The following is a 15709-nucleotide window of genomic DNA, read 5'->3' as shown; positions in this document are numbered from 1 at the left end:
CGTTGGCTTCACCCCCACCAAAGGTGGCATTTAAATTAGTTGACTGGATAAAACGTTGGTATCCAGGTGTTGCTAAACGCAACATGATTTCTCCAAATGTGACTACTTTCTTCATTTGTATTCTTATTATTAGTTTTTATGAAAATACCTAGTTAATAAGGTTATTAGCTAGGTATTTTCGAGGTATAATCAAAATATGTGTTAGTTAGTTAGCTTTTCTGATTATTCAGTATAACCGTTATTTTGTTTCCAACCCGCACCAGTTTCTCTAATTTCGTAATTAGGGATTGGGTATAGCTCATGTTTACCAGCAACGAAGTTATCACCAGCCATATAGTTGAATTTTTCCAAATGACCTTCGCTAATTAGCTTAGCAAGTTCTTCTTTCGTTTCTTGAAGTTTTTCGCCTAGTTTATTCCAACGAACAAGATCCATTCTACGACCACCTTCAAAACATAGCTCACGAGCACGTTCGTTTATAATTTCATTTAAGAAACTATCGTGATCAAAATCACCTACTTTTAAATCTCTCTTCATCGTACCATCAATCTCTTTACCGAAAGCACGGTGGCGAACTTGATTTACTAGTTTGATAGCTTCAGCTGTAGGACCATCATTTACTTCATTCAAAGCTTCGGCTTTCATTAAAAGAACATCAGCATAACGCATTACTACTACGTTAACGTCTGTATTGTTCATATCTTTAATTTCAGCAGTCTGCCAGTTTCTTCTCCATTTACCAGGAGCCCACTGAAAGCTCTTCTTAGCATTGATTTTTTTGACTTGGTCGTCTTTATTAATTTGCCAATCAGCAATAGCTACTTCTTTTCTCAAATCATCTTTCTCAAAAATAGCAGCAAATGTTCCTAAAGTTTTAATAAAAGAGTTTGCTCTACCATATTGAGAATTCTGATGAATAGAAGGACCATTGTAAGTTCCTTGATTACTTACGTGTCTATTCGCTCCTACTGGATTGAAGAATTGAATTTCAAACATATTTTCTTTTGGTTCAAACTTCAATTCGCACATGTTGCGGAATATTTGCTCGTAGCTAGGATTCAATTCATGTTTGCCAGAATTGATTACAGCATCAGCCATTTCTACAACTTTTTGGTAGTATTCTTTATAGTTGGCTGGGCGTTCCATCTTGCCATCTACTGTCAACTTATAACCCGCTTTGAATAAATAAACACGAGCTAGCATAGCTTGAGCAGCAGTCTTAGACATACGTCCAACAAAACCACCTGGATATTCATCGTAATTGAATAAATTAGGAATAGCTTCATTCAACTCATCAATAATGAAATCATAGATTTCTTCAGCATTCGTTCTAGGCAATTTAAAATTGCTAGTTGCTTCAGAATGTTCTGTTTTCAATGGAATATCACCAAACAAACGAACTAAGTCGAAGTAGGCCAAAGCACGCATAGCCTTAGTTTCAGCAATGTAGTTGTGATACAATACAGTATCCTTAGCATCTGCCTCCACTTTTACTTTATGAGCATTTTCAAGAAGTAAATTAGCACGGTTAATTCCTGAGTAATAAGCTCCCCATGATTGTTCTAGCCAAGGATGGTTTGCATAAGCATTGTAGTGTCCTAAGTCACGAGCTACGTGACCTAAGTTTGCACCATTCACATGGGCAATATCCGTATCAGTATCATAAACCATCCAGTACTGGCCATAGGTATTTAACTCACTAAAAACTTCGTAAACACCTCTTAATCCCATATTCATACGGTGAGTAGAGCTATAATAATCTTCTCCGTAGAAGTTATATGGTTTTTCTTCCAATCTGCTTTCACAGCTAGAAAGAGTATTTGTTAGTAGCAGGGCAGATAATACAATACCTGCTCCTGTTTTTATTTTATTAATCATATTTGTCATAGTAATCTCTATTATAATGTAAGGTTAAGACCAAATAATGTAGTTGTAGCTCTTGGATAAGCACCCCAGTCAATACCTGGAGATAGACCTCCATTAGAACGAGTATCTACTTCTGGGTCGAAACCAGAGTAACCTGTGATTGTAAATAGATTATTCATACTTGCATAAAAGCGAAGGCTTTGAATACCAATTTTGCGAACTAATGTTCTTGGCACTGTATAACCGAATGTGATGTTGCTTAAGCGTAAGTAAGAAGCACTTTCTACAAACTTAGAACTGAACTGTAAGTTTTGAGTTCCGTGTAGAGAAGCATAATTATTATTCGAGTTTAATTGTGCTAGAGCATCTGGGTTTCTATATACATTTTCACCATTTTGATCAATGTAAGTAAAACGACCTAATACATCAGTAAGCGCATTTTTATAACGGTTCTTAGTCATTGTATAGAACATTTTGTTAGCGTTGTAAACATCACCACCTACACTGTAGTTTAATACAAATGACAAGTCAAAACCTTTGTATGAGAAGTTATTAGTAATACCACCATAGAACTTAGGTTGAGCTTTACCAATTACTTTTTCGTCTTTTGAGTCGATAACACCGTCACCATTCAAATCGCGATATTTCCAGTAACCTGGGCGAACCTTTTCTCCACTAACAGAAACAATACCTTCTTTCAGTGTATAAAGATCTTCTTCTTTGGCTGCATTAGGATTGAAATCGAAATCTTCTACTTTGTAAATGCCATCGTTTACATATCCCCACATCTGACCAATAGGTTCACCTTCACGAATCATATAGTCATAACCATTCCACTCGTTACTTGACCAGTTTGAACGAACAGGCATTGTGCTAGCATCTGCTAACTTGATTACCTTATTCTTGTTGGTTGCAAAGTTGAAAGTTGTACTCCATTTGAAATTATCATTATCGATATTGTATGAAGTAACTGCCATTTCAAAACCTACGTTTCTTGTCTTACCAATATTAGCAATCATGCTAGAGAAACCCGAAATCAATGGAAGATTCTTGTTCAATAGAAGATCACTTGCTTCGTTACGATAGAAGTCTAAAGTAACTTGTAAACGTTGGCTAAAGAATCCCATATCCAAACCAATATTGGTAGATACGTCAGTTTCCCACTTCAACTTAGAATTTGCAAGCTGTTGTTCGTAGTAAGAGTTTTCTTGTATACCGTTTTCAGGCATATAGCTAGAACCCATACGCATCAATGAAAGATAGTTTTGGATGTTGTTGTTACCAGCAGTACCAAAACCAACACGTAATTTCAAGTCAGAGAAAATATTTAGATTCTTGATAAAGTCTTCATCAGAAGCTCTCCACGCAAATGAACCTGAAGGGAATACACCCCATTTGCTATCACCACCAAATTTTGAAGATCCGTCTGTACGTACAGTTACGGTAAATAGATATTTAGCAAGTAAGTTATAATTCACACGGCTAAAGAATGATAACTGACGAGAATCAGACACATCATTAGTAGGAACATCAGCAAATTTACCTAGGCTTAAATCATTTAAACCAAAGTTATCTTCGCCAAAATTACGAATTCCTAAGTTCATGCTCTTATCACGACGGTAAGTTTCTTCTTGACCCACCATGATATCCAACTTATGATTTCTATTGATTTTAGGTTTGTAAGTCAATGTATTACTGTATGTCCAGTTATCACGACTTGCTTTTCTTAGTTCGGCATAAGGACCACCGCTACGTTGAGCTTGGCTACTACGAGGACCAAAGAATACATCGTTATCATTGTCATTACGACCCATACCCACCATACCACGGTAAGTTAAGTTAGGAAGGATATTGTAAGTTATACTAGCATTGATATTTAGAATGCGGCTTGTTCTTTTACGTTTCTCTTCAGTAATAGAAGTATTAGGGTTTACCATAACGTTGCCAGAATCATTATCCAAGATAGGGTCAACATCCATATTTAATAGATCTTGATCATTTCCATCACGACTGATTACAGGACGATACTGAATAATGTGTTGCATACGGCTAAAACGACCACCTTCGTTTAGAGAACCTAAACCAGTTGTTTTATCCCATACATAACCTACGTTTGCAGAGAAACGTAATTTCTCATTTAATTTTTGGTCTAAGCGCATACGAATATTATTCTTTTCGTATCCACTACCCTTCATCACACCATCATCATCTGTATGAGCAAAAGACACATTATACTTAGTATCTTTATTACCACCATTTACAGAGAACTTGTAGTTTTGAGTAACAGGAGTCTGTCCATCAAAAATTTCATCTTGCCAGTTGATACCTGCACGATTGCCATAAGCATCTGGCATATCATTCCAAGTATTTTGCATATTAGCAAGTAGTGGAGTTTCTTCATCCCAACCTAATCCGTAACGTTGAGTAAACTTACGAGCTTCATCAATACCACCATCAAGCATTGCTCTTTCGTATTCTAGTTTTACGAAATCAAGAGGCTTCAATACTCCCAGACGCTTAGAGATTTTCTTAAAACCCACATAAGAGTCGAAGTTGATATTAGCCTTACCTTCTTTACCTGATTTTGTAGTAATTAAGATTACACCGTTTGCACCAGCAGCACCATAAATAGCAGTTGCCGAAGCATCTTTCAATACATCAATAGATTCAATATCTGTAGGATCTAGCACACGAAGACCATCAGGAGATGGGAAACCATCAACAATGTATAGAGGGTCATTGCTTTGTGTAATAGAAATACCACCACGCACACGTACTTTAACATCGGCACCTGGAGAACCTTGAGCTTGTGTAATTTGTAGACCCGCTACTTTACCATTCAAGGCTTGAAGTGCATCTGTTACAGGGATATTTGCGATATCATCACCCTTTACAGAAGATACAGCACTAGTTAGCTCACTTCTCTTTACTGTACCATAACCAATAGCAACTACTTCATCGAGTTGAAATTCGCTTGATTGTTTAAGTTGTGCATCAATAACAGTCTTACCATTTACTTTAACGGCTAAAGTTTCTAATCCGATATAAGAAAACTCTAGTGTTGCATTAGCAGGAACTGTGATCTTGTAATTACCGTCTATATCGGTAATTGTACCATTTGTAGTACCTTTTTGTACTACTGTAGCTCCAATTAGCTCTTCGTCAAAATTGTCTTTAAGCTTTCCTGTTACAGTTACATTTTGAGCTTGTGCATACGATAAAGTACTACTAAGCCCTATAAAAAGTAAAAGCAGGAAACTGATTTTTTTAAATTTGTACATAAGGTTAACGTTTATTATTTCTCAATCACTCCTTTTAGATTCATGTTACATGGAATAATTTTAATAATTAATTATTTTATTGCTTCAAAAGTAGGCTGTCGTTGCATAAACGTAATTCAGAATTGATTATATTACTTTCAACAACAGCCTTACTAGTATCAAAAATGTTTTATAAAAGTTTAATTTTGTTTCAACAGAAAAGTTAACTACCTAGAAATAGGCAACTTATCTACTAACTCTTCTACAATACTATTTTTATCAAAGATGATTGTAGAACCTTCTAGTTTCGATTTTACTCTAGGAGAATTATAATAGATACCATCCCCTTTTTTGTTCATAATCTCGAGACGAGCAGGTTTTGAAGCATCCATTTCGGCAGAGATACTCCACCCTTTAATACGAATATCCTTATCGGTGATTTTGGGAATTATTAACTCATTCTTTTTCTCATCAATACGGATAAGTGCAAGGAAACGCATCTTCTTAGACTTGCCTTTGGTGTCAAAATTGGCATGCCAGTTCTTAGCATACTCAATGCTACCATTTACAGGCTTCTTCTTCCAATTTACTGCGGGTTCAAAATACTCGTTGGTAATAGTGTGCTTCAGTTTTTTATCACTACTGAAGAGATAGACCTGAGCATTTGCAAATTCATTTTCTCCCCATAAAGCTCCGTCTTTACGAACCATCTTCTGATAGCTATGTAGTAACCAAGACCAGTTAATAGCTTGTTCTGCTTCTAGCTCGTCATAGATGACAACCATATTAGGACGAAGTAATGCAATGTGACGACGGAAGTGTTTTACTTTAGGATTGCCAAATCCATTTTCTGCTGTGTATTCCACTTTTGATTTTTCCATACGGTCCAACCAGAATTCGGCAGTCATATCGCCAAATGCATGAGAACCATCACCCAAAGCATAACCTAGAGCTTCTGTATTTGCAAAACGAGGAATCCAACCGTAACCGTTTTCACCTATAACCATCGCTTTGTTATCTGCCAAAATGGTATTGTGACCTCTAGTACGATAATGTTTCAGAGTATGAGGGTCGTTGAAATTGCTATAGTAACCAGAGCCACCAAATAGCTGCTTACCACCATAACTGATTGTAAATCCGTTTTGTGCAGCGTGAGCATGACCTGTTGCACCAAAAGGAACAGAGAAGAAAGATAACATCAAGTTTCTTCTTGTCTTAGCCATATTGGTATGGAATAGTGCAAAACCAGCATCAGGGAAATATCCCGCTGTTGGAATAGAATCTAAGCTTACCTGTGGGGTATCTGTTGCTTTTTTCTCTGTTAGTAGGCGGTATAGACGGAAGTCTTTATCTTGACCAAGCTTGTCTAAATCACCATTGACTAGATTATTAGCATAAGCACGAGCGATAGGATCACCTACTTCACGAGCCAAAGCATCAGCATAAGCAATGTATTTTTTATTGGGTTTCAGCATAGCCTCAAAGCCATCACCAAAACCTGTTGAGTAAGAGTTTTTAGGGAATGAGTAGGCTAAGAACTTACCTGCATTTTTAAACCAAGGAATATCAAAGAAATCTACGCCAGTAAGGTTCTTCAATATTTTAGGCATCAAAATAAAGGTTTCAAAGTTTACTTGGTAGTAGCTACTACCATCGTGCCAACCACCATCGCGTCCCCCTAAAACAGGGAATCTGCTGCACCATACTTCATAACAAAAAGATAACCATTGATCAGCATCGTCTATTTCTCCAACCATAGCTATGGCTGTCATAAAAAAACGTCTTAGCGTATGTTGCCATACGTGATTATCCATACCATGTGCTTCAAACATATTGGCATAGCTTCTAAAAAAGTGATCTCCACGAACTTTGATCGCTTTCTTCAGAGATTCTTTTTCTGCTTCTGACATATAAGGATAAGCTACATCATAGGCAGTTGCCATAGCTAGCATAGCCGATGCAGCATTGAAGTCTTCTTGGGTAGCAGGACCTTTTGGATCCATTCCTGCAATATGTAAAGCTTGTCTTAATGCTTCTTTAGCATATTTATCGTCTTGTGTAAGTAAGTAAGCCAAAGCTTGGTTTTCTATAGGCTGACGCACTACTTCTCCAAAACGGTGATACATAAAACGCATCAAAACTTTCTTCTCAAAACCTTCTACGCCAGTTGTATCGCGAGGACGTGTTGGAGCTTCGGGAATTAACTCTTGATTCAGGTTTTTAGTTGCTTCTTGAATGACTTTCTTAGCATCTTTACTATCAGCGTTACGCAAACGAAAATCATTTAGCTGATTAGGAGGTAAAAATATACGAGGATGCTCATATCCTTTTACAATATCCAAAAACTCATGGATAGTAGGTGTTTCTAGAACATCTACATCATCAGTGATCTCAAATTGATAGACCTCTGACTTTTGAGGATATTCTCCTTTTTTATTAATTTGATATTGCCAATACCAAGTACCTTTAGCCAATTTACGATGTGTATTATACATCGCCCAAGGCAAACGAGATACAGCAATTGTCTTACCCTCAGAAAAATTAGGATCCTGAGAAAGACGAACACCATAACTCACCTTGCCCTCCCTTACTACTGGCCACAGTAAAGCTACTGGATTGGTCTTTACTACTTCGCCCCCAGCTGGATAAGCATGCTGACGCATACGATAATGAATTGCTTCCTTATCTATATGCTTCACAGCCTCCTGAGCAGGAAGTGCAAAGGGTAAAAAACAGAGTAATAATAATAAGTTCTTCATCTCAATTATTAGTTAGTTAGTTAAATTGATAGCCCAAAGTGTAAGATTTCTTACCCACCTTAACCTGGACAGCCATTTCATTGGCCGCTACGGTTTTAAAATGAGCTTTCAGCTTTGGAGCCTTGCTATTATTGGTGATTGGATAGATAACTGTAATGTAACGTACAGTATCGCTTGATTTCTTCTCTACATTGAAAGCATAAGAGTCTCGTTCGGTTTTCTGACGATAGCCATAAGAAACCCAACCTTCTTCTTTCTTCACTTGCATTTGACTAGGACTAAACACTTGCATGACTAGGTCATGACGATCACTTGACCCTGACATGACGATGTTATGACTAGGATCAAATTTAAAGTTACCTTCACAGAAATTGTAGTGAATGGCAACATCACCTTGAGCATCACCCATGGCTTCGTCCACAATAACAAAGAATGTCTGATCTACAAAAAAGACAGAACGACGATGCGTTAAACCCTCATAACTAGGGTTTTCATAAACTAAGCGTTCAACATTTTGACTCGGTTGATCCCAAAGCAAGTTTTTAGAATCACACTTCGTCATGTTCTCTCTGTTTAGAGTAAGTGTATTGTGTACACGTGTTTGCTTAAACCAAGCACGTTGCTTATTCACTTCTTCATTACCTGCATAAACATAGCTACCAGAATCGGGGAAGAAATTTCTACCATTCATGTAGAGTTCAAAAGTTCCATTATCGGGTTGGCTATGCCAGAAAGCAGGAGGTCCAGCCTTCAATACCATTTGAGTAGCCTCTTCGCCCCAACCATTACGGAATACATAAAAACCTGAGGATAAAAATGCTTTTGAAAGATGTGAAGGAGCTTTGCCCTCTTTTCTATCTGAAGCCATATACTGAAGAGCTTCATTATCGGGGAATATTTTCAACCACTCATTGTAGTTGTTCAACATATCCGCTTTAGTATCTTGTTTAGCATCACTAAACATAGGGTTGGTATAATCGGGGAAGTGACAGTTGATCACCCACTCTATCATACTTTCTACGGTTGAAAGGTAGTGTTGCCCAAATTCTGCACGAAAACCATTGGCATCAGCCACACGGATTGCTTTTGCAAAAATGTTAATTGAAGCTAGGTGGTAGTGAGGATCCAATTCAAACTGCATACCATCGGGGTACACCTGAGTTTTGATTTCACGATTAAGAATATCAATACCACTTGCTCTCCAAGTTTTAGCTTGTTTCATTTCGGGGAAGAATGCCCCAGCATAGATAATGCGTTGCGCTTCAAAAAGAAGATGGTTACCACTTTTTGAATAATTATGAAGGATGTGCTCAGCATGTTTATAATAGTTCAATAGAAATTGAGCTAGGAATTCGGGAGTAAAAGAAGGAGAATCTTTAAACAGAAGAAACTGTATGGTTTGATCTTGCAAACGATGGCTCACCTCTAAAGGTCTCCACGCAAAACGTACATTTTGCAAGTCGGCAGGAATCCCAGCACTCACATCTTCACCCTCGTAAGCATTACTGGTCTTAAGTAATGGGTTTTTCTTAATCCAATCTAGGTATTGAAAAGCCCACTCTTTAGCATAAGTTTCATCTTGGGTTACTTGATACACCTTACCCATAGGTTGCCACCACTTGGTACGGTGCAATTGCCAGCGAAGTTCATTATCTTCAACAGGCCAATAAGTCCAATCAATATCATCTCCATAAAAGAAAGAAGGCTGATAACCATTGTGCACAAAGAACTTATGTTCTAATGCCTCGTCGGCCATTTTTCTTTCCTTATTAGAAACGGTGATATTATTTAAATCGATATCCGGATGATTGATTCCTTTTCTTCCTCTATAATAATCGAGTAAAGAAGCTAGAGCTTGCTCAGACTCTCCCTGATTATAATAGTCTTTCACCTTTTCTAACCCTGGATAGTTCAGGTCGATCAAATCGAAAACCTGAGAGGCATCTTCTTGAGCCACACAAAGAGCAGGAGTCAGTAGAAGTAAAAAGGATAGGAATATGTTTTTCATATTTACCATTGTCTATATCTCCATGTGATTAATAGAAAAATGAGTTAGCCCATTGGAAAAACAATAGACTAACTCACCAGACTTATTTATTGTATGTGGTTATTTGTTTGCATTTAATGGGTACTTAACACCAGTTAAATCGAAATAACGTTTTAATGCTTCTACGTAATAATAGTCAGCATAATTTAGAGGAGTGTCAATCTCTGAATTTGCAGGAAGGTGACCAGTAGCATGCTTCAAGATAAAGCCTTCATTATCACCGTTAGCTAAATAAGGTTCTTTTGATAGATTCTTTAGCATAACTTCTGCTTGGTTAAAGTAGTTTTGACCATCTTCTACCATTGTGCTCAATTCAAATAAAGCTGAAGAAATAAGTGCAGCAGCCGAAACGTCACGTGGAGCGTTTGGAATATCATCTGCGTCAAAATCCCAATAAGGAATTTGATCATCTGGCATAGTTTCTTCTGTCATAATTAAGTGAGCAATGTCTTGCGCTGCTTTTAAGTAAACAGGATCTTGAGTAAATCTGTACATTACAGTGTAGCCATAAAGAGCCCAACCTTGACCACGAGCCCAGTCAGAATCATCTGCATAACCTTGGAAAGTACCTTTGATTTCTACGGTACCATCATTGTTGTAGCTAATTACATGGTATGAACTCATATCGTCACGGAAGTGGTGTTTAAGAGTTGTATTAGCATGTTCGATAGCAACTTCACGGTATTTAGGATCGTTCGTGTATTCGCTAGCCCAGAATAATAGTTCTAGGTTCATCATGTTGTCGATGATAACTGGGAAATTCCATTTACCAAAGTCCCAAGAACGAATCGCTTTGATTGTTGGGTCGAAGCGAGAGATTAAATTATCTGCTGTGCTTACCATCAATGGAGCTGACTCTGCATCGTGAGTTAGACGAAGTTGGTTACCATAGCTACAGAACATCATAAAACCTAGGTCGTGTGTACCAGGGTAGTTTGATACTTCTTTCAATAGCGCAGTATATTCTTTCGCTTTTTCTTTGAAGAACTCGTCTCCTGTTAATTCGTATTGGTACCATAGTGTACCTGGGAAGAATCCGCTTGTCCAGTCGAATGGATTTTCGAAACGAACCTTACCATTTTTACCAATAGAACGTGGTAGCAATTTAGCTCCACTCTTTGACTCAGCATTTACAGTTGGTAAATTACCTTCGCTGTCGCGTTTTTGGTCCATATTCTCATCCGATTTCTGAACCAATACCTTAAGTTGTGCGTCTGCTATTTCAACTGCATTTTTTGCCCAGTTCTCATTCTGGCCTTCCTTGTTCGAGTTTGAACAAGACACCATAAAGATGGCTAATAAAACTGCCGCTGAACGCGTAAAAAGTTTCATTGTCATAGTGTAATATTAATTGTTTTATGTCAGCCCCTAAAATGTCATATTTGTAAGGTCCAACTTGTTTTGATTTTCACTAGTACAATATTACTTCAATTCATTCAAGCTGTGTTTTAGATATGTCTTAACAAATGAATGCTGGGTATAAAATGCTTTTAGTTTTGTTTAAATAAACTTCATAATTGTGTAAATCCTATTTTGAAGACCTCTTCATATAGTCTGTAGGCAGGATTCCGAAGTATTTTTTAAAGCTTGTAGTGAAATAAGAGGGGGTATTAAAACCTACCATTGCACTCACTTCGGCAACAGAATATCTGCCATCCTGAAGCATTTTACAAGCTGCATTAAATCGTATTTTACGTATAAACTCAATAGTCGATTCTCCTGTTATGGCTTTCATTTTTAAATGAAGATTGGAACGGCTCATCGCCATAGCTTCGCAAAAATCATCCACTTGAAACTCTACATTATCTAAGTTTTGCTCTACAATCTCTTTTGCCTTTTCTAGGAACTCTCTATCCATTTCATTGAACGTAACCTCAGAAGGTTCTATCTCCATATTATCAGAATAGTATTCAAGCATTCTCATTTTTTGCTTCAACCTATTCTCTATTTTCATTTTTAATAGAGATATACGGAATGGTTTTACAATGTAGTCATCAGCACCAGCCATTAAGCCCTCCATTTGATCTTCTGCTGTTGTTTTTGCAGTAAGTAAAATTACGGGTATATGACTTGTTTTAATACTTTGTTTTAGACTCTTGCATAGTTTAAAACCATCCTGTCCTGGAAGCATAACATCAGAAATCACCAAATCAATCTCATTCTCTCGCACAATATCTATAGGATCCAATCCATTATCCGACGATAATACATTGGCTGTATCTTTTAAGTTTTGTACGAGATAGTTTCTCACATCTGTGTCATCTTCCACAATCAAAATAGTTGGGCGATCTTTTTCAAGCTCGTCCTCTTTGGTATCTAAGTCTTCTTCGGTAGCATCTACATCTATATGATCTACTACTTCAGAAGTTAAAGTATATTTCTTCTCTACTTCTTGGTCTTTCAAGAACTCTTCATCCCGATATAAACTCTCATCTTGTGGGATAGAGATAGTAAATTCGGTGCCTTGATTGGGTTCACTCTTCACCTCAATGGTACCATGGTGCAAGTCGATTAATCGTTTTACTACAGAAAGACCAATACCTGTACCTTTACTCTTATTATTGGACTGATAGAAGCGTTCAAAAATATGCTTAATGGCTTCTTCAGATACTCCAGAACCCGTATCAATTACTTGCAAAGTAAATTTATCTGCATCTACCATCGTGCGAATTGTAATTTTTCCTTGGTTGGGCGTAAATTTAAAAGCATTGGATAGCAGGTTCGACAAAATAAGTTCTAGATATGAGGTATCATACAATACCACCGCCTCATCAGGAATAGCATTGAAATAATTAAAGTTTATCTGCTTTTGCTCTGCCAAGCGATTGTACATATCCATAATAGATTTTATCTGCTCAGAAGGATTGTGCTTTTTTACCTTCAATGCAAATACACCCAACTCTGCCTGACGATAGTCGAGCAACTGATTAACCAGATAGAGCAGCTTATTGGCATTCCGTTGCATCACTTTTATCTGATTAATAGACCATTTATCTGTTGTACGCTGAAGTAATTCTTCCAACGGAGAGATAATTAAAGTTAGAGGAGTACGGAACTCGTGCGAGATATTAATAAAGAAACCAAGCTTCATCTGGTTTATCTGCTCTTTCTGCTTCTTTTCCAATCGCTCTATCTTCAGCTGATTTCTCAACTCTTGACGGTTATGAAGGAATCTCCACAATAGATAAGTCAGTCCACCCAAGAATAAGAATACAAACAGTTTAAAGTAAACTGTTTTCCACCATACTGGCTGAATATTTATAATAAGCTGTGTGGGGTTATTATTCCACTTCTCTTCCCCATTTCCTGCCTTTAAATAAAGGGTATATCTGCCTGGAGGAAGATTAGAATAAGAGATAGGATGCGGATCTTTCATTTCAATCCAGCCCGAGTCAAAACCTTCTAGTTTGTATAAAAACACACTATGCTGAGCCGACAAGAAATTGGGCACAGAGAATGACAAGGTAAATGAGTTTTGAGAAGGACCCAAAGTTAGCTCCTTGGTAAAACTAATATCTTGTGTCAAAATACCTGTCTCATCATTGGGCAATACCTCCTTTGAAAACACTTTCAAGGAGTTAATTACGGGTTGAGGAGAGAAAGGATTGTCTTTTATCTCTTCGGGGGTAAAATAAGTGATGCCCTCTATCCCACCGAAATACAAATCTCCTTTGGCTGTTTTACAATGTGCATAAGGTGTAAACTGATCACTAGCAATGCCATCTAAATAGGTATAAACTCTTATTTTCTCATTGGCTAAAGAAAAACAAGCCAAACCATGATTGGTACTTATCCACAAACGGTTAAAACTATCTTCGAGGATACCCAGTACATTATTATTGGGTAATCCCTCACGTGTAGTATATGTTTTAAAGGTTTGATTACCTTCATTGAGTAAACGCAATCCAGCAGCTGATCCAATCCAAATATGTCCTAAATGATCTTCATAGAAAGTATTAATTCTACTATTTTGCTGACGAGTATCAATATCGTAGTGCGTAATTAAATTCTTATCGAAAGAATAAGAGTAGGCTCCAGAATCGGCACCAATCCACAAACGATGTTTACTATCAATAAACAAAACATAAATTTGACCCGATGTCAAACTTTGTATATCAGTCACATCACCCCAAGGTTGATATTTAGATAGCGGAATAAACTCTTCTTTTTTAGGATCAAAAGATGTTAGACCATTTAATGTAGCCAGCCAAAGCACTCCTCTTTGACTATCTTCTTGAATAGAGTACACATTATCACTGATAATGTCACTATTAAAGCGATGAAACCTTTTTATCTTATCACTTTTCTTATCCAAGCGAGCCAGCCCTCCTCCGTGACTACCTATATAGCAATATTCGGGAGTTGTCCAGATGGCTTTAATATTGTTTGACAGTAATTGATTCTCTGATTTTCCTTTTCTGTAGTAAGTAAAGTGCTTTGTTTTAGGATTGTATTTATTCAAACCGGCTTCATTGGTTCCTATCCACATGATACCCGATTCATCCTCCACAATACTACTCACTACATTATCGCTCAAAGAATTGGAATATGGAATATGCTTTATTCTACTAAACTGATTTTGGAGAGGGTGGTAATAATTTAATCCACCATAGAAAGTACCTAGCCAGACACCTCCCTGATTATCATTAAAAATAGCACGGACTGAGTTTTGACTCAATGAATTCACGCTCACATCGCTACTCGAATAACGCGCGATCTTACGAGTATTTAAGTCGAGAATATCCAAGCCATTGAATGTCCCAATCCACAACCTATTTTGCGAATCAACACGTATGGAGCGAATATGATTGGATGATAAAGAATTTGGTTTACCAGGATTATACTCATAAAGATTGATCTTACCTGATTTTTCTATTTCGTATAGACCAAACCCTTCACTAGCTACCCATATATTATCTGAAGTAACCAGAATAGACTGAATGAACTTCTTTTCAAATATCTCATCTACAGATACCATAGAGCGGCTCACTAAGTTAAAGCGAAACAATCCTCCGCGAGTACCTACCAGTAAATCTCCTTTACTCATGGCTGCAGATTGGAAAGCAGCATGAGAGTCTTCAAACAAAACCTTCATTTCATGACCATCGAACTCTATGATTTTACTCCATGTCAGAAGGATAAAAGTTGAATCACTATTGGCTACAATAGCGTTCACTTGCTCACCTAGATTATAGTTGGAAAAGGTATTGAACTGCGTATCGTAAACACTCAGCCCGATATTGGTTCCTATTAATATCTTATTTTTGAAAAGATTAAGTGTTCGGATATTACTTGAAAGTAGAGAATTAGCCTCCTCTAAATCGTGGCGATAAGTGGTAAGTCGGTAGCCATCATATTTATTGAGCCCATCGGCTGTAGCTACCCAAATGTTACCTTTTATATCTTGAATAATATCAAATACTGTGTTATTACTCAAACCATCGTCAATTGTGATTGTACTAAAACTAAATTCAGTATTCTTCCCCCATGATGTGGGAATAAAAGATAGCAAGAGTGTAAACACCAATATTAGTGTTCTATAGATCTGAACGTTGCTGTTCCTCATATTTAGCTTGAAGATATTTGTTTGCTTACTGTGAAATCCACGCAAAATTACGCTTAATTCTTCAATATTAAAAAGTGAAAATAGTATAAAGAAGATCGGTTAACAACTCCTGAAAAACGTATTTTCGACTAAAAACAAGGGTTATACACGGGTAAAACCCTCTATTGATTTCAAAATAAAGGCAACCTCTCCTTAAAAAGAGGGCTGCCTT

At 37.2% G+C, this 15709-nt stretch carries 6 protein-coding genes and 1 pseudogene; all 7 read right to left on the bottom strand.

The features are described from left to right. Nucleotides 1-115, bottom strand: a pseudogene (locus tag K8V80_RS06240) (sugar kinase); the annotation flags it as partial. A gap of 107 nt (nucleotides 116-222) precedes the next feature. After that, a complete protein-coding gene (locus K8V80_RS06235; RefSeq protein WP_276776203.1) occupies nucleotides 223-1878 on the bottom strand; it encodes a RagB/SusD family nutrient uptake outer membrane protein in 1656 nt (551 codons plus the stop codon). A gap of 20 nt (nucleotides 1879-1898) precedes the next feature. Further along, complete coding sequence (locus K8V80_RS06230) at nucleotides 1899-5147, bottom strand: SusC/RagA family TonB-linked outer membrane protein (protein WP_276776200.1); 3249 nt, start codon at nucleotides 5145-5147, stop codon at nucleotides 1899-1901. A gap of 206 nt (nucleotides 5148-5353) precedes the next feature. Then, a complete protein-coding gene (locus K8V80_RS06225; RefSeq protein ID WP_276776197.1) occupies nucleotides 5354-7885 on the bottom strand; it encodes a DUF4962 domain-containing protein in 2532 nt (843 codons plus the stop codon). Between the two features lie 16 nt (nucleotides 7886-7901). Beyond that, the gene (gene hepC, locus K8V80_RS06220; RefSeq protein WP_423773064.1) at nucleotides 7902-9893 is read right to left on the bottom strand and encodes a heparin-sulfate lyase HepC; all 1992 of its coding nucleotides are present in this window, start codon (nucleotides 9891-9893) and stop codon (nucleotides 7902-7904) included. A 99-nt stretch (nucleotides 9894-9992) separates the two neighbouring features. Then, nucleotides 9993-11270: a glycoside hydrolase family 88 protein gene (locus K8V80_RS06215; protein WP_276776193.1), complete on the bottom strand. Its 1278-nt coding sequence runs from the start codon at nucleotides 11268-11270 to the stop codon at nucleotides 9993-9995. Nucleotides 11271-11460: 190 nt separating this feature from the next. Then, entirely contained in the window at nucleotides 11461-15498 is a 4038-nt protein-coding gene (locus K8V80_RS06210) for a hybrid sensor histidine kinase/response regulator transcription factor (RefSeq protein ID WP_276776191.1), read from the bottom strand. Between the last annotated feature and the right edge of the window lie 211 nt (nucleotides 15499-15709).

The sequence above is a fragment of the Bacteroides coprosuis genome (assembly GCF_020741705.1).
GTDB lineage: Bacteria > Bacteroidota > Bacteroidia > Bacteroidales > Bacteroidaceae > Bacteroides_E > Bacteroides_E coprosuis.
Note: the sequence above shows the minus strand (reverse complement) of the source record. Positions and strands in the feature narration are given on the sequence as shown.